Annotated in this window: 14 protein-coding genes, 1 tRNA gene and 1 pseudogene; 4 read left to right on the forward strand and 12 right to left on the reverse strand. The window is 39.7% G+C overall.

All coding sequences use genetic code 11. From position 1 onward, the window contains the following. Positions 1-12 precede the first annotated feature (12 nt). The 4 genes from BVU_RS10480 to BVU_RS10495 form a co-directional block, all read right to left on the reverse strand. Positions 13-1,908 (reverse strand): RecQ family ATP-dependent DNA helicase, encoded by a 1,896-nt coding sequence (locus BVU_RS10480; RefSeq protein WP_005842554.1) that lies wholly within the window; start codon positions 1,906-1,908, stop codon positions 13-15. Between the two features lie 117 nt (positions 1,909-2,025). Further along, on the reverse strand, positions 2,026-3,747 hold the full coding sequence (gene recJ / locus BVU_RS10485) for a single-stranded-DNA-specific exonuclease RecJ (RefSeq protein ID WP_011965432.1): 1,722 nt from the start codon (positions 3,745-3,747) through the stop codon (positions 2,026-2,028). A gap of 165 nt (positions 3,748-3,912) precedes the next feature. Then, positions 3,913-5,124 carry an aminopeptidase C gene (locus BVU_RS10490; protein WP_011965433.1) on the reverse strand — a complete coding sequence of 404 codons (1,212 nt, stop codon included), beginning with the start codon at positions 5,122-5,124 and terminating at the stop codon, positions 3,913-3,915. Between the two features lie 28 nt (positions 5,125-5,152). Beyond that, positions 5,153-6,544, reverse strand: a complete 1,392-nt coding sequence (locus tag BVU_RS10495; RefSeq protein ID WP_005842546.1) for an aminopeptidase P family protein — start codon at positions 6,542-6,544, stop codon at positions 5,153-5,155. Positions 6,545-6,873: 329 nt separating this feature from the next. On the opposite strand from BVU_RS10495, the gene BVU_RS10500 reads away from it, so the two are divergent. After that, positions 6,874-7,728, forward strand: a complete 855-nt coding sequence (locus BVU_RS10500; protein WP_005842542.1) for a patatin-like phospholipase family protein — start codon at positions 6,874-6,876, stop codon at positions 7,726-7,728. A 171-nt stretch (positions 7,729-7,899) separates the two neighbouring features. Then, positions 7,900-9,257: pseudogene (locus tag BVU_RS10505) on the forward strand (transposase). Between the two features lie 299 nt (positions 9,258-9,556). Here BVU_RS10505 and BVU_RS10510 read toward each other — a convergent pair. The 5 genes from BVU_RS10510 to BVU_RS21565 all read right to left on the reverse strand — a co-directional run bounded on the left by BVU_RS10510 (position 9,557) and on the right by BVU_RS21565 (position 13,336). After that, entirely contained in the window at positions 9,557-10,357 is an 801-nt protein-coding gene (locus BVU_RS10510) for a hypothetical protein (RefSeq protein WP_005839005.1), read from the reverse strand. 191 nt (positions 10,358-10,548) lie between these two features. Beyond that, entirely contained in the window at positions 10,549-12,084 is a 1,536-nt protein-coding gene (gene rny / locus BVU_RS10515) for a ribonuclease Y (RefSeq protein ID WP_005848820.1), read from the reverse strand. A gap of 100 nt (positions 12,085-12,184) precedes the next feature. After that, the gene (locus tag BVU_RS10520; protein WP_005839009.1) at positions 12,185-12,478 is read right to left on the reverse strand and encodes a cell division protein ZapA; all 294 of its coding nucleotides are present in this window, start codon (positions 12,476-12,478) and stop codon (positions 12,185-12,187) included. Between the two features lie 29 nt (positions 12,479-12,507). Next, entirely contained in the window at positions 12,508-12,801 is a 294-nt protein-coding gene (locus tag BVU_RS10525) for a hypothetical protein (protein WP_005848819.1), read from the reverse strand. 172 nt (positions 12,802-12,973) lie between these two features. Then, positions 12,974-13,336: a YbaN family protein gene (locus tag BVU_RS21565; RefSeq protein ID WP_005839013.1), complete on the reverse strand. Its 363-nt coding sequence runs from the start codon at positions 13,334-13,336 to the stop codon at positions 12,974-12,976. A 134-nt stretch (positions 13,337-13,470) separates the two neighbouring features. Here BVU_RS21565 and queD point away from each other — a divergent pair, with 134 nt between their 5' ends. Beyond that, positions 13,471-13,803 carry a 6-carboxytetrahydropterin synthase QueD gene (gene queD, locus BVU_RS10535; RefSeq protein WP_005839017.1) on the forward strand — a complete coding sequence of 111 codons (333 nt, stop codon included), beginning with the start codon at positions 13,471-13,473 and terminating at the stop codon, positions 13,801-13,803. Then, the gene (locus BVU_RS10540; protein WP_005848817.1) at positions 13,790-14,335 is read left to right on the forward strand and encodes a 7-carboxy-7-deazaguanine synthase QueE; all 546 of its coding nucleotides are present in this window, start codon (positions 13,790-13,792) and stop codon (positions 14,333-14,335) included. The genes queD and BVU_RS10540 overlap by 14 nt, the downstream gene beginning before the upstream one ends. A 59-nt stretch (positions 14,336-14,394) precedes the next feature. On the opposite strand, the gene BVU_RS10545 is transcribed toward BVU_RS10540, so the two are convergent. The 3 genes from BVU_RS10545 to BVU_RS10555 form a co-directional block, all read right to left on the reverse strand. After that, positions 14,395-14,467: transfer RNA gene (locus tag BVU_RS10545), tRNA-Trp, on the reverse strand. A gap of 67 nt (positions 14,468-14,534) precedes the next feature. After that, on the reverse strand, positions 14,535-15,128 hold the full coding sequence (locus BVU_RS10550; protein ID WP_005839021.1) for a uracil-DNA glycosylase family protein: 594 nt from the start codon (positions 15,126-15,128) through the stop codon (positions 14,535-14,537). A gap of 14 nt (positions 15,129-15,142) precedes the next feature. After that, positions 15,143-15,769, reverse strand: a complete 627-nt coding sequence (locus BVU_RS10555; protein WP_005839026.1) for a hypothetical protein — start codon at positions 15,767-15,769, stop codon at positions 15,143-15,145. Positions 15,770-15,887 lie beyond the last annotated feature (118 nt).

The following is a 15,887-nucleotide window of genomic DNA, read 5'->3' on the forward strand; positions in this document are numbered from 1 at the left end:
CAAAGATACGATTTATACAGAAAGAATTCCATCTTTTAATTGTATTATTTCTTCGGAAAGTAGGTAGGAGAGTACCTTTTCCGCTTTTTCACGATTGCTATTCAATTGGTTCAGTAGTTCTGAAGCAGGCATGGCACCTGCCTGCAATAGCTGTTTGATTTGTTGTTCCAATTCTTGAAATTCTCCCTGTTTTATTCCTGAATGATGGTTGTTAAGACATACATCACATTGTCCGCAGTTGTGCTCGTTCTTTTCTCCGAAATATCTGAGTAGCATTCGGCTACGACATTTATCATCGGCTGTGGCATATTCTATCATAGCCTTGATTCGGGTGGTATAGCTTTTTTTCCGGTCTTCGTATATTTCCCGAGTTAGGGCAAGGCGATTCTTTTCTTGCCGTTCACGGGTATATATAATATAAGGTGTCTTTTTCCGTGGAATGTAATGTATGATATGTCTACGAGTCAGCGCCAGTAGAATTTCATAGATTCGTTGGCGGGTTAATCCGGAGCGGATTACTAAGGAATCTTCGTTAATATAGGCATAATCAGTAAATAGTCCTGTATAAGAACGCAAGATGATGTTTATCAGTTTCTCTGTATCTGTATCATTCTCGTGTAGTTTATAGAGTTCGTCGCGTTTCATCGTGAAAAGAATACGTGAAGCATTATCTTGCTCGTCTGTATATTCTAAATATCCGGCACGGGTCAGAATCTTTAAAGCGCTGTCGGCTTGTACGGGGAAATGTTTGAAGTTACGACAGAATTCATCCAAGTTAAAAGCAAAGGTGCAACCCATACCGTCTCCCATGGCCATTTGAAAATAGTAGTTGATATCTTCGTACACTTTTCGGATATAATCCTTGTCGGGAAATGTATCACTGATACGTTTGTTGAGGGTGGTTTTATCACTTTGGGCGTATAGCAGGACAGCATATGCTTTCTGCCCGTCGCGCCCTGCTCGTCCGGCTTCTTGAAAATAGGCTTCAGGAGAATCAGGCATATCTATGTGGATAACGATACGTACATCTGGTTTGTCGATACCCATTCCGAAGGCGTTGGTTGCTACCATAGTACGGCTTTCTCCGGTGAGCCAGCTTTTTTGACGTTGATCTTTTACATCATTATTCAAACCGGCATGATAGAAAGTGGCAGTTATGCCGTTATTGACCAGTAGTTCGGCAATTTCACGTGTACGTTTCCGGTTGCGGGTATAGACAATGGCGCAGCCGGGCACACTATTTAAAATATGTAATAGCTCTTCCTGTTTATTTTCTGTAGGACGTACAATGTAAGCCAAGTTTTTTCTTTCGAAACTCATTCGGAAAACCTGACTGTCTTTTTTAAAGTTTAGCTTTGTTTGAATATCTGTTACTACTTCCGGAGTGGCAGTTGCTGTCAGTGCCAATACAGGTATGTCGGGAAGGAGTTCGCGAATTTCTGCAATTTTCAGATAAGCAGGGCGGAAATCATATCCCCATTGAGAGATACAGTGTGACTCATCTACCGTGATCATGCTTACCTTCATGTTCCGTAGTTTGCTACGGAATATTTCAGTATCCAGCCTTTCCGGAGAAATATAAAGGAATTTATAGTCGCCGAAGATACAGTTTTCCAATGCAACAATGATCTCTTCGCGTGTCATGCCTGAATAAACTGCCAAAGCTTTGATACCTCGGTCGCGTAAATTGCGTACTTGGTCCTTCATCAGGGCAATAAGAGGTGTAATAACCAAACATAATCCGGGTTGTGCTAAAGCTGGTACTTGGAAGGTAATGGATTTGCCGCCACCGGTAGGCATCAATCCTAGCGTGTCGTGACCGTTGCCTATACTTTCAATGATTTCTTTCTGTATGCCCCGAAAGTCATCATATCCCCAATATTGTTTTAGAATTTCTTTATAGGTCATTGGAAGGGAAATAAGAAAATTATGTCAAAACTCCAATGACTTATCATCTTATTATTCTGATAAGTGTCTGATAACGTCATTAAAGTTTTGACTTATTTCAAAGATAAATCTTTATCATTATTCCTCACTGGGTTTTATATCTTCTATTTGCAATTGTACTTCACCACGTTTGTGCGTATTCTCTTCAATGGTATAACAAATATCAAAAGAACGTTTGGTCTTGATATAGCGTGCTTGTGAACTTTGTCCGAAAGCGATGCCATTCATCACATTGTTTGATTTATTGTCTACCAATTCCAACTTGATGTGTTCCTGATCACGCCCTACTACTTTGCTGGTTCCATAATCATATACATTATGTGTACAAAAGATTGGTTTGTGGTTGTCCGGTCCGAAGGGATTGAACTTTTTCAGGTCGGCATGGAACTTCGGAGTGATATCCCGGAAGTCAATTTCTGCATCAATATCAATTACAGCACTGGTCTGTTCCGGCAAAATATGTTCTGTGACATAGGTTTCAAAACGACGGGTGAATTCTTCCACATTTTCCACTTTCATGGATAGTCCTGCAGCATAAGTGTGTCCTCCAAAGTTTTCCAACAAGTCACGACAATGTTCGATAGCTTTGTAGACATCGAAACCTGATACGGAACGGGCGGAACCAGTTGCCAGATTATCTGTACGGGTTAATACAACTGCCGGGCGGTAATAAATCTCTGTAAGGCGTGAGGCTACGATACCGATAACACCTTTATGCCACGCTTCATTATAGATGACAATGGAACGCCGGTCTGCTAGTCCTTCCAAGTGGTCTACAATTTGGTTGGCCTCTTCGGTCATGGTCTTATCCAGATCTTTACGGGTTTCATTGTATTGGTTGATTTGGTTGGCTTTCTCCAATGCTGCCGAGAAGTCCTTTTCTATGAGCAGTTCCACCGCCTCTTTTCCGTTCTGTATACGTCCGGATGCGTTGATGCGCGGACCTATCTTGAATACGATATCACCTACGGTAATTTCTTTTTCTGATAATCCGCATACATCGATAATAGCTTTCAGACCTACACTGGGATTGGAATTCAACTGTTTTAAGCCGTGGTGTGTCAGCACTCGGTTTTCTCCCATGATAGGTACGATGTCTGATGCTACACTGACAGCAACCAAATCTAATAAAGGAGTTAGTTGATGAAATTCAATGCCATTATTCAAAGCGAAAGCCTGCATGAACTTGAAGCCTACACCACATCCCGAAAGATGATCGTAAGGATATGTATTGTCAGCCCGTTTGGCATTCAGAATAGCTACGGCTGGTGGCAATATATCATCAGGCACATGGTGGTCACAGATGATGAAATCGATACCTTTTTCTTTTGCATAAGCAATTTCCTCTACGGCTTTAATACCGCAATCTAACACAATAATGAGTTTTACACCTGTTTCACAGGCATAATCCACTCCTTTTACTGATACTCCGTAGCCCTCATTATATCGGTCGGGAATATAGTAGTCAATGTTCGAATAGAACTGCTGGAGAAATTTGTATACCAATGCTACAGCTGTTGTACCGTCTACATCATAATCTCCATAAACCATGATACGTTCTTTCCTGCCCATAGCTTGATTAAGCCGTTCTACAGCAATGCTCATATCCTTCATCAGGAATGGGTCGTGTAGCTCGTTAAGCTGGGGGCGGAAAAATCTTTTAGCCTCTGCTGCTGAGGTTATACCTCTTTCCAGCAACAACTTACAAAGAATCGGGCTGATCCCTGTTTCTTTGGCTAATGCTTTAGCTGCTTCTGTCTGTTCTTGGCTTGGAGGTTGATAATTCCATTTGTGATTCATTTTATATATTGTTTTTTCTTTTTTCTGCTCTCGGAGACGGGATAATACCATTTTCTGGTTATACTTACCCAATCAATCCGTAAAGTTAGGAAAAAACAAATAAAAAAACCGCTAATTCCATATATATTTTATGGAATTAGCGGTAAAGTATTGTATAGTAGCGGATTATTTGATACCTAATTTTTTAGCAATTTCTTTAGGCAGTGCATTTTTATTGACTACGATATTCATGGTTTTGTAACGGACGAATGCTTTAGAGGCATACCATAAGCCATCGTATTTTCCGGCTTTTCCCCAAGAATTCTTTACCATATAATAGTCGTTTCCTTCTTGATCCTTAGCTATACCGTAAATCAACATACCATGATCATCGGTTGTTTCCCAATTGTCATAAGCTTCCTGGCGTTCTTCTTGTGTACACCATTTCTGAGGTTGTGGTTTGGTGTTCAGTTTCTTTTCTTCCGGTTTCATTTTCAACCAATGAGCCATGTCTGATCCACTTAGTTCTTGTACTTTTTCCGTATCGGGCATAACAGCTACGCCGTCACGTGTAAAGCCTTGTTCACTGACATCAGATCCCCATGCGATTGGATAGCCGTTATTAATGGCATTATCAAAAACCTGCATGAATTCATCAATGGGAAGGTTGTATGATTGCCCCCAACGCCAGTTGTCTTGAATTTCAAGAACAAATGGTTCGTAGAACGGATGGTGGGTGTACGAGGTCAATGAAATGTAATCATTTGGATTCAATCCTGTTGATTCGAAGAATGAATGGGGAGTGTATTCTTTTCCTTTATAAGTGAATTTTTCAGGGCATTTACCTAAATAGATATCATGAATAGCGGCAATGGCCTTTTTCCATAATGGATTATGGTTATTATCTGTCTGGAGTTTGCGTAATTTTCCTTTGGCTATTGCTGCTACTACAGCATCCGATACGGCTGTAAGTTCTGTATGGTTACTTAATGTATCACCATACATGACTCCCGGACGCATAACTTCTTCGGGTACCAGACCAAATTTTTTCATTCCATAGATAACGTCATAGAATGATCCTCCTTGGGAAAAAGATACATCTCCGTGAGTACGTACGGCGGCATCGGCTCGATCCAAATAAGTTTGGTGTACGATGTACATTTCAGAAAAGTCGTATTCTCCTTTTCCCATACGAAGTAATTCTGATTCTAGAAAAGCCATACTGGAATAGCACCAGCAAGTACCGGCACGGCTTTGGTTCTTGACAGAAGTAATAGGCAGTTCTTTTACTGTAGTGAATACAAACCCTTCTTCCTTTGGCTCTTCTTTTTGTGCATCTTGTGCAAAGAGGCTTATACTGCATAAACCTAATGCTGCTAATAATGTAAATCTTTTCATTTTAGAAATAATAGTTTTGTTTGTTATGTTACTCATTCATGATAGTTTCTACTTCTTCGATAGTGATAGGGATGCGTTTCTCGCCAGTGAAACGGGAGCCTTCCGAAGTAATCAGAATATCGTCTTCCAGGCGGATGCCTCCAAAATCTTTGAATTTTTCAATGGCATCAAAGTTCAGGAAGTCTGTATGCATTTTCTCAGCTTTCCATTTGTCAATCAATGCTGGAATAAAATAGCAGCCCGGTTCATCGGTAATCACAAAGCCTTCCTGTAAGCGACGTCCCATGCGCAGGGAGGCTAGCCCGAACTGGGAAGAAGGACGGATTTCATCGTCATATCCTACGTAAATTTGTCCCAGGTCTTCCATGTCATGTACATCCAATCCCATCATATGACCTAATCCATGGGGCAGGAATAAAGCGTGTGCACCAGCGGCAACAGCTTCTTCCACATTGCCCTTCATGAGCCCCAGGTCTTTTAATCCTTGAACCAGCACTTTGCAGACTTCTAAGTGTACAGACATATAGGTTATACCTGGACGAGTAATTTCCAATGCTTTATCATGGCAAGCCAATACAATATTATACACATCTTTTTGCCGTCCTTCAAATTTGCCTCCCACAGGTACGGTACGGGTATGGTCAGAACAATAATTTGTCACTCTTTCAGCTCCGGCATCTGTCAGCATCATGCGTCCTGGTTCTAATATATGGCTATGGTCATGATTATGTAATGTTTCCCCATGTTGGGTCAGGATAGTGGCAAATGAAGTCATGCTTCCATAAGAAGCGGCGATGCCATCCAGTACTCCGGCGATATATTGTTCCTTTATTCCAGGTTTACATAGACGCATAGCGGCTGTGTGCATTTCATAACCGATATTACATGCCAAATCGATTTCTGCTATTTCGCAAGCTTCTTTTACAGAACGTAAATCAACTACAGCTTTTATCAATTCTACAGAAGCGTATTTCTTTACTATAGCGGCACGGATACCGGTTAAGTCTTCCAAGAGCATCATATTATCGAATCGGTAGGGAGGAAGGAAATGTACTTTTCTACCTTGCGCGATAGCTTTTCCTACCACCTCTTTTAGCTGGGGAAAGGGAAAACTTTTCTGAATACCTACTTGTGCAGCCAACTCTTTCACACTGGGTTGGGGCCCCATCCAGATAATGTCGTCCATATCTACATCATTTCCGAAGAAATAATCCTCTCCTGCTTCTATATCTATTACACCTGCATATCCGGGGTGAGAATGACCGAAGAAGTAGAGGAATGAACTGTCCTGACGGAATTTATATGTGTTATCCGGATAGTTTGCCGGAGCTTCATTATTACCTAGTATAAGGATAATACCGTTTTGCACTTTGTTTCTAAGTGCCTGACGGCGTCTTTGATAAGTTGCGGAATCAAACATGGCTAACTTTATTTTAATTGAAAATTTATTGAACTGTGTTGCAAATGTAATAATTATAATCTTAAAAGTACTATTTGCTTATTTGATTTTTTAATCGATTTCGGCTTTATTTTTATCATTTGTCAATCTTGCTTTTCTAATTTCACAGGTTTCTCTTATTTTTCCTTGATAAGTTGCCATTCAGTAATTTATACTGCTAGGAGAATTTGATTGATATTTATGATGGAATGCAATTATTTAATAAATATAAAAGATACGGCTAAATACTTTGAAAAGGTTAACTTTGCAGTGAACTCTTTCAAGGATAGATTTGTTCCTCAACATTGATTATGAAAATAGATGATAAAACAGGGCTGGTACTGGAAGGCGGAGGTATGCGCGGAGTTTTTACCTGCGGGGTATTAGACTATATGATGGATAAGAAGGTTTGGTTTCCGTATGGGGTAGGAGTTTCTGCCGGAGCGTGCAATGGTCTTTCATATATGTCTCGCCAGCGTGGTAGAGCTAAGTTTAGTAATATTGATTTATTGGAGAAATATCATTATATCGGCATAAAGCATTTATGGCGTAAGCACAGTATTCTTGATCAGGAATTGCTTTATGAACATTTTCCTAAGGAAATTCTTCCTTATGATTATAAAACATATGCTGAAAATCCTGCTCGTTTTGAAATGGTGACTACTAATTGCATTACAGGTAGGGCGTGTTATTTGGAAGAGAAACATGATCCTCGACGTATTATTGCCATAGCTAAGGCGTCCAGCAGTCTTCCTTATGTTTGTCCTATAGCTTATGTAGATGGTGAGCCGATGCTGGATGGGGGAATTGTGGATTCTATTCCTGTGTTGCGTGCTATTGAACAAGGATTTGATAAAAATGTAGTGGTACTTACCCGTAATCGGGGATATCGCAAAAAAGGAAAGGATATGAAAATTCCTCATTTTATCTATAAAAAATACCCTCGTTTGCGCGTGGTTTTAAGTAAACGTTGTCGTATTTACAACGAACAGCTTGATTTGGTAGAGCAATTGGAAGACAAGGGCAGGATTGTGGTAATTCGTCCTGAAAAGCCGATGGAAGTGGACCGTATTGAAACAGATATAAAGAAACTGACCGATTTATATGAGGAAGGGTATGCCTGTGCAAAAAAAATGTTCGAAGAAAAACGAATACTTCAAAAATAAACTTTTGGCCAAAAGAATGTTTTTTAGGGACATTCATTAAATATTACAAAATCAGCCAACTAATTCATACACAAAGTATTGCGAATTAGTTGGCTTTTTTGTATCTTTAGGTATTCCCCCGAAAATAAGATTTGACGGCCAAAACGGGGGAAATATCCAAACTAATAAGATATGGCAAAGATAGTGAATATTTCAGAAATTCACCCTACTTTGGGTTTTACAGAATTTGATATTCTGGAAAAATACCGCAAGAGTTTTAATGAGAGTGAGCTTGGCAAGCTTCATTCGGTCTTTCCGTTTGAATGTATGGCAAAAGCCGCCGGCCTGTCGGACCGGCGCCTGGGACGCAGGAACAGATTCAGTCCTTCCGCAAAGATCGCCCTTATGGTCCTGAAGGCATACACCGGATTCTCCGACAGGCAACTGGTGGAACATCTGAACGGGAACATACACTACCAGATTTTCTGTGGAATTATGATTCCCCCGTCCCTTCCCATAACCAACTTCAAGATAGTCAGTGCCATCCGTAATGAGATAGCATCCCGCCTTGACATTGATTCTTTCCAGGAGCTCCTGGCTTCACACTGGAAACCTTATCTTGATAACCTTCACGTCTGCATGACCGATGCCACATGCTATGAAAGCCACATGCGTTTTCCTACGGACATGAAACTCCTTTGGGAAAGCCTCGAATGGCTCTACAGGCATATATGCCGGCATTGCAGGGAGTTGGGCATAAGGCGTCCGCGCAACAAATACAGGAATGTGGCGGAATCCTATCTGTCCTACTGCAAGAAAAGAAAGAGGAGAGCTTCAAGGACAAGAATGCTTAAGCGCCGTATGATCAAGCTTCTTGAAAAGCTCCTCAGTCAAAGGGATGGGATCCATAGCGAGTACGGTGCTTTACTCCGATATACCCAGGATTATCATAAGCGTCTTTCCATCATCAGAAAGGTGCTTGTACAAGAAAAGGAAATGTTTGAAGGGCGGAAAGTCAGTGACCGCATCGTCAGCATTGACCGTCATTATGTACGTCCCATCGTCAGAGGCAAGGAAACCAAGTCCGTCGAGTTCGGTGCAAAGGTCAATAATATACAGATAGACGGCATATCGTTCATCGAACACCTCTCGTTCAAGGCATTCAATGAGGGTATACGCTTGAAGGACCGTATCCGTATGCAGCAGAAGCTTATGAATGTAAGGGTAAGATGTGTGGCTGCCGATTCCATATATGCCAATAATGCCAACAGAAAGTTCTGTAAAAATATGGGATATCCACATCCTTTGTGCGCAAGGGAAGGGCGGCCAAAGATGAGCCTTTGAGGAAGGTGCTTAGAAGCGAACTCTCAAAAGAAAGGGCAACACGGCTTGAAGGAAGCTTCGGCACTCAAAAGCAACATTACTCGCTCTCAAGGATAAAGGCCAGAAACAGGAAGACGGAAATACTGTGGATTTTCTTTGGAATACATACGGCAAATGCCATACTGATGATAGAAAAAATCAGAAACAAAACAGCTAAAGCAGCATGATATGATTTTACTCACAGAATCAGAAGAGGTCATCAGACTTCTTCCGGAACGTCATGTCCTGTCGGATAGAAGTATGTGAGAAAGCACGGAAAAATGACAATAAGAATGGCATATGAAATGGTCATGCCCTATCATCTTCATATGCCATCTTATTTTTTAGAGACATTTACTGAATATCCCTTTTTATACATGGGGATATTGGAGGAATGGGGGATCATTCTTGTTATATGGGGTAGATGAGGTTCTACTGCATATAACAAGAATGAATGCTCTTTCCTTTTGGAAAGAAAGATAATATATTAATAATATAAATGTGACGGTACAGTTAATACTTGCTCGGTATAAACTTGCTCGACGGTCGGATAATCTATAGTGAATGTCTTTTTTAAATCCTCAAAAAAAGCCATGAGGACTATGGGGGAAGTCCTGGAAGAAGGTATATATTCAGAGATTATAAATGTTCTTTTGGGTTGTTCTGGAAGAGTTAGATCAAATGAGATGATATGTCTTGTACCCCATTGTTCATTTTCTATTTCATTGGATTTTCTTTCAAAACTACCTTCTATAGCCTTGTTTCCAAACTTTTCTTGATAAACCAGTACTTTGCCTCTTGCAATTTCTGCATCCGTGTAGATAAATTTGTATCCTCCTCCTGTCTTTACTGGTATTGTAGCTAATGCTTTTTCTTTAATTGTTTGTTTTTCAGAATCTTTTAAGTCTCCTGTAAGAAGTATATCCTGTTTGCTTACAATGTAATTATCGGTGTAATAGTCTACTATTACATGAATGTCAAGTGTGTTTCCTGATTGATCTCTTACAGTAATAATCGCTTCACCTAATGCTAATGCTTTTATGGATATGTCGCAAGAAGAAATCATTTTGGTTTCTATAATTTCCGGTTTATCGCAGCTTATTTCATAATTCCCGTCTCCCCCTTGCAAAGGAAAAGAGTATGTCTGATTATTAGGATAGTTTAATTTTATATTTGCTGTTTCTCTATTTTTTAAGGAGATGGGAGCAAGTTCATCATTGCTGCACGATGAAATTACTAAAGAGCAAAGGAAAATAAGCACTGTGGCTAGCATACTGTTAAGTCTCATAGTTTGATCTTGTTTTATGTTCTACATAATTTAAATGAAGGATTAGATGATTTACTGCTTGGCAATTAGAAATTTATTTTTTTTCTTGAGTTTGTCCAGACTGTGGATAAAATGTGGGAATACAAAATGAAAAATCCCTCTTTCTTCTAAAGAAAAAGAGGGATTATAGTTGAGTTTCTTGTTTCTGATTTTTATTTGGCGAAACTTACCGCACGTGTTTCGCGGATGACTGTAATCTTCACTTGTCCCGGATAAGTCATTTCGTCTTGAATCTTTTTCGCAATTTCACCGGATAAACTTTCAGTCTGTTTGTCGTCAATCTTGTCGGCACCTACAATCACACGTAATTCGCGGCCAGCTTGGATGGCATAGGTTTTTGTTACCCCTGGATAAGACATGGCTAATTGTTCTAGATCGTTCAAACGCTTGATATAAGCTTCTACGATTTCACGGCGAGCGCCTGGACGTGCGCCTGAAATGGCATCACATACCTGTACGATGGGAGCCAGCAGGCTAGTCATTTCAGTTTCGTCATGGTGAGCACCGATAGCATTACATATGTCTGGTTTCTCTTTATATTTTTCGGCTATCTTCATGCCTAACAATGCGTGCGGCAATTCCGGTTCTTCATCAGGTACTTTACCTATATCATGCAGTAATCCGGCACGTTTTGCTTTTTTAGGATTCAAACCTAGTTCAGAAGCCATCACAGCGCAAAGATTGGCTGTTTCACGAGCATGTTGTAGAAGGTTCTGACCGTATGAGGACCGATATTTCATCTTACCGATAATACGGATCAATTCAGGGTGCAGGCCATGAATACCTAAATCAATAGTGGTACGTTTACCGGTTTCAATAATTTCTTCTTCTACCTGTTTGCGTACTTTAGCTACCACTTCTTCAATGCGTGCCGGGTGGATACGTCCATCTGTAACCAGTTGGTGTAATGCTAAGCGGGCAATTTCGCGGCGTACAGGGTCAAACGCTGAAAGTACAATAGCCTCGGGGGTGTCATCTACAACGATTTCGACACCGGTTGCTGCTTCTAAAGCCCGGATATTACGCCCTTCACGGCCGATGATGCGTCCCTTTATTTCGTCCGATTCAATATGGAATACGGTTACAGAGTTTTCGATAGCAGTTTCTGTGGCTACTCGTTGGATAGACTGGATAACGATACGTTTAGCTTCTTTATTAGCTGTTAATTTGGCGTCGTCCATAATGTCGTTAATATAGGAAGCAGCCTGTGTTTTCGCTTCTTCTTTCAAAGATTCAATCAGGCGTTCTTTGGCCTCCTCAGCAGAAAGACCGGAAAGAGCTTCCAGTTTTTCACGTTCTTGCATTTGTAATTTATCCAGTTCATCCTTTTTCTTGTCTATGATGACAATTTGAGCTTCTAGATTTTCTTTGATAGCTTCCGCTTCTGTACGTTTGCGTTGAACCTCTTCCTGTTTTTGGTTCAACATCAGTTCGCGTTGTTTTAATTTATTTTCGGCTTGCTGAATCTTTTGGTTACGTAGGGCGACTTCTTTTTCCAGATCAGCTTTTTTGTTCAGGAATTTTTCTTTTACTTCCAAAAGCTTGTTCTTTTTAATTACTTCAGCTTCCGTCTGTGCCTCTTTGATGATGATGTCATACTTAGATTTCAGGCCATATCTGAAAAGCATGTATGATAGGCCACCACCTACAGCGAAACACACAATTGCTATTATTACCGTTGTTATCATTGTTATTAATTTATATATAAATAAAAAACGCACAATCTATCTGTTAAGAACCCTTCTCTTAACAGTATAGCTGTGCGTGAATATCTTCAATTCTAAACGATTACTCTCTGTTACTGATTTGTTTTTCTATCTCTTTGGTCAGCTCCTTCAATTTTTCCTGATAAGGTGCAGTATTATTCCTGTCTTTCATAGAAATATTTTCAAAAGCTAACTCCAGCGCAGCCATTGCCCAATGCCTTGCGGGGCTGAAATCAGGGTAATAACTACGGTATTTGTTTAGTTTATTGTCAATCTGTTTGGCAGCGTCCCTGTATAACTGTTCATCTTCACGACGGATGGTCATCGGGTATCGTTCGTTGTCAATCAGTAGATGTATCTTCATCATATCGTCCATAATACTATCGTTTTATTGTCCAACTTTTTTTATTCGTTTAATAAAGCGATGCATTTGTCGACCTCACGCACAAGCCTTGACAACCGTTGTTTTGTATCATTGATGTCTTTATCATGAATACTGATTGTCCTCGCCATTTTCAAATTGGTATACCTTACTTCTAATTCTTTCCGGCTATTTTCCAATCGTCTTACCTCCTCGTTTTTTTCAGTGAGAAGTTGCTTTAACTGTGCATTTTCATGTTTCAATTCATCATGCAAATACATAAAATGCCTCAGTCTTGCCTCGAAAGTATTTAATAGCTTTTTGTCTTCTTCAGTCATTTTATACCAAAATTGTACACAAATATAAAGGATTGGAAGCAAACACGAAAATATTTCGTCCTAAATTTATCGTTTGTCGTTTAAAAAACTTTTTTAACGTCTTTATTAGCTGTTTTTCCCGTGCTGTTCGAATATGATCTTTTTACTATTACATATGTCTGTTGAGGATTGTCTATCGTTTTAATGTTTTATAGGACAAGATGTGCCAGGTAGTACCGATTGCAATAATCAGAAACAGGATTCTTGCCCAAATGTAGGGTAGTGTCCAGATGGCGCAATAGCTTAGGGTAATCCATATTAATGATACGGAAATGATTTTGGCATGTAAAGGTATTGCTTTATGCTCGCGGAAATTGCGGATGTAGCTTCCTAAATATTTTTGTTGGATGAGCCAATGATACCAGCGTGGTGAACTGCGGAAATACATGGCGGCTGTCAGTAATAAAAAGGGGGTGGTAGGCAGTAAAGGAAGAAATATGCCGATAATGCCTAGTATGAGTGAGGTTGTTCCTACAATGGTATATAGTATTTTCATAGGTGCAAATATAGACCAAAAAACAAAAAAATACAGTGTCCTTTTTATATTATTCTTTTTTATGGTGTATCTTTGCGTCCTGTAGCACCGAGGTGACATTAGGTGTGAGTTCTTTCTTATTATAATTAAATGCTATGTATACAGTAATTAAACGAATGGAAATTTCAGCTTCCCATAGCTTGAAGCTGTCGTATAGAAGTAAATGTGAGAATTTGCACGGTCACAATTGGATTATTACCGTTTATTGTCGTTCCGAGGTTTTGAACGAGGATGGTATGGTGGTGGATTTCACGCATATCAAGGAAACGGTGATGGGGCGTTTGGATCACCGGAATTTGAATGAGGTTGTTTCTTTTAATCCTACAGCTGAAAATATTGCACGCTGGGTATGTGAGCAAATTCCCACTTGTTTCAAGGTTGAAGTTCGCGAGTCAGAAGGAAATACCGTTATCTATGAGAAGGATTAATGAAATATTTTACAGCTTACAGGGGGAGGGGTATCATACTGGAATACCTGCCGTTTTTGTACGTTTTTCCGGGTGCAATTTGAGATGTCCTTTTTGCGATACTCAGCATGAAGAAGGTACATTGATGAGTGATGAGGATATTGTGATGGAAGTGGCAAAATATTCGACCCAGGTAGTAATACTGACTGGTGGTGAGCCAGGATTGTGGATTGATGAAAAGTTAGTTGATGCATTGCATCATGAAGGGAAGTATGTTTGTATTGAGACAAACGGCACTTGTCTGCTGCCTGAAAATATAGATTGGGTTACTTGTTCCCCTAAAGAAGGGGCGAAAATAAATCTAGATCGTATAGATGAGGTGAAAGTGGTTTATGTGGGACAAGATGTTTCTGCTTATTTGGATTTGTCTGCCAGTCATTATTTTTTGCAGCCTTGTTCTTGTGCTAATACAGAAGAAGTGATTGCTTACATTTTGCAACATCCAGAGTGGCGGTTGAGCCTACAAACTCATAAACTTTTGCAAATTCCTTAAGAAAGTAGAAGATATAAAAAAAGATTATCCAATGGCGTGGCATTGAATAATCTTTTTTGCACGGGAGGAGAGGCTCGAACTCCCGACACCCGGTTTTGGAGACCGGTGCTCTACCAACTGAGCTACTCCCGTGTTTGCGGCTGCAAAGGTAGTGTAATATTTGGAATATACAAACCTATTTATGAAAAAATATTGTTCATTATTCGTTTAATAGGCCTAACTCATTGAACATGACCCGGTATATTGCTGATTTTTTTTCAATGGGCAACGGGTAGGCACGGCTGGACGAAGGCATTCTGTATAATCGCATTGTCCGGTCTTCGAATTCGAAAGGTTCACTGGTTCCTACAACGGGTTCTTTTACCTTTATTTGTTCACGAATAATATCCGTTGCTTTTTGTCCTGTGGTTACAATGGCCTTGCACATTGGAATCTGCTTCAGTAGCAAACTGATATCTGTCTGTTCTACAACTTCCAGAAATTTGTCTGAGGCATTGTCCTGTAAACGGCGAACAGCTGAAGCGGTATCATAAAGTGCGATGCCTTTTTTGTTCAAAAGATCAATAATACGTTCCTTGTCAAATACCTTTTTGTCAGGATTCAGAAAGTGGTCTTTGTTTTGGAAAAATATTATTCCAAAAATACGCCACATATCATTTTGCAGATTGGGATAAAAGAATTCCATGCTCCATCGTTTCTTTTGTGGGGGAAAACTGCCTAACATCAGTAGTTTGGCGTTAACCGGTAAAAAAGGCTCTAATGGATGTTCTTCTATATTTAATAAGGATTTCATAAAATCTTTAATGATTATTCTTTTGGCTTTGGTTCTTTTTTAGCCAGTAATACAATGTTATACACATATTCCGTCATCCAGTTTTCAGAATATCCTAAGGCTTGTTTGTATTTACGGATGGCAACACAGGTCTTGTGTACGCTTTCGTCTTTCCAGTCGGTCTTGGTCATGATATCATGAATTGTTTTCTCGGTCATGTTACGTAACATTTTTTTCATTACGCTGGGCATACGGAATTTCCATTGCATCAAATTACCTATCAGCATCATCAAGTCATTGCTGAATCCTTGGAACATAAAAAGATAAGTCTTGACATCATTTACATTCTTGCAATTCTTTTTTATAGAACCGTCAATTTCTTTAAAGAAATCATCACTTAGACCATAAAGTTCTACTAACATCTTTTTGCAGCGTGACTTCTCAGCAATTCCCAACTTGTTGTTTTGGGTCGGTATTTTAAGGGTGCGTTTGAAAACTGCCATGTCTGGCAAAAAATTAATATTTGTGATACCTATGTTGCAGGCCATTACAGACTGATAATATACACGGATTAGTGTCATGAAGTCTTCCATACCACCTATGCGGCTTGTTTCTTCTCCTTCTGTCTGTTTTTTACCAAATAATTTTGAAAATATGCTCATTGTGTTCTTAAATTATATTGTTTTCCTGTCTGCAAAGATAGCGATAAAAACTGAAACATTTTTGATTAAAATCCTTTTGTTTTACTATTTATCATTTTTATTGAATGGTTGATGCCGG

The sequence above is a fragment of the Phocaeicola vulgatus ATCC 8482 genome (assembly GCF_000012825.1).
Taxonomy (GTDB): domain Bacteria; phylum Bacteroidota; class Bacteroidia; order Bacteroidales; family Bacteroidaceae; genus Phocaeicola; species Phocaeicola vulgatus.

Bases quoted from the DNA above. Each gene is read 5' to 3' on its own strand.
- BVU_RS10480 (WP_005842554.1), bottom strand. From the start codon at position 1,908: ATGACCTATAAAGAAATTCTAAAACAATATTGGGGATATGATGACTTT.
- recJ (WP_011965432.1), bottom strand. From the start codon at position 3,747: ATGAATCACAAATGGAATTATCAACCTCCAAGCCAAGAACAGACAGAA.
- BVU_RS10490 (WP_011965433.1), bottom strand. From the start codon at position 5,124: ATGAAAAGATTTACATTATTAGCAGCATTAGGTTTATGCAGTATAAGC.
- BVU_RS10495 (WP_005842546.1), bottom strand. From the start codon at position 6,544: ATGTTTGATTCCGCAACTTATCAAAGACGCCGTCAGGCACTTAGAAAC.
- BVU_RS10500 (WP_005842542.1), top strand. From the start codon at position 6,874: ATGAAAATAGATGATAAAACAGGGCTGGTACTGGAAGGCGGAGGTATG.
- BVU_RS10510 (WP_005839005.1), bottom strand. From the start codon at position 10,357: ATGAGACTTAACAGTATGCTAGCCACAGTGCTTATTTTCCTTTGCTCT.
- rny (WP_005848820.1), bottom strand. From the start codon at position 12,084: ATGATAACAACGGTAATAATAGCAATTGTGTGTTTCGCTGTAGGTGGT.
- BVU_RS10520 (WP_005839009.1), bottom strand. From the start codon at position 12,478: ATGGACGATATGATGAAGATACATCTACTGATTGACAACGAACGATAC.
- BVU_RS10525 (WP_005848819.1), bottom strand. From the start codon at position 12,801: ATGACTGAAGAAGACAAAAAGCTATTAAATACTTTCGAGGCAAGACTG.
- BVU_RS21565 (WP_005839013.1), bottom strand. From the start codon at position 13,336: ATGAAAATACTATATACCATTGTAGGAACAACCTCACTCATACTAGGC.
- queD (WP_005839017.1), top strand. From the start codon at position 13,471: ATGTATACAGTAATTAAACGAATGGAAATTTCAGCTTCCCATAGCTTG.
- BVU_RS10540 (WP_005848817.1), top strand. From the start codon at position 13,790: ATGAGAAGGATTAATGAAATATTTTACAGCTTACAGGGGGAGGGGTAT.
- BVU_RS10550 (WP_005839021.1), bottom strand. From the start codon at position 15,128: ATGAAATCCTTATTAAATATAGAAGAACATCCATTAGAGCCTTTTTTA.
- BVU_RS10555 (WP_005839026.1), bottom strand. From the start codon at position 15,769: ATGAGCATATTTTCAAAATTATTTGGTAAAAAACAGACAGAAGGAGAA.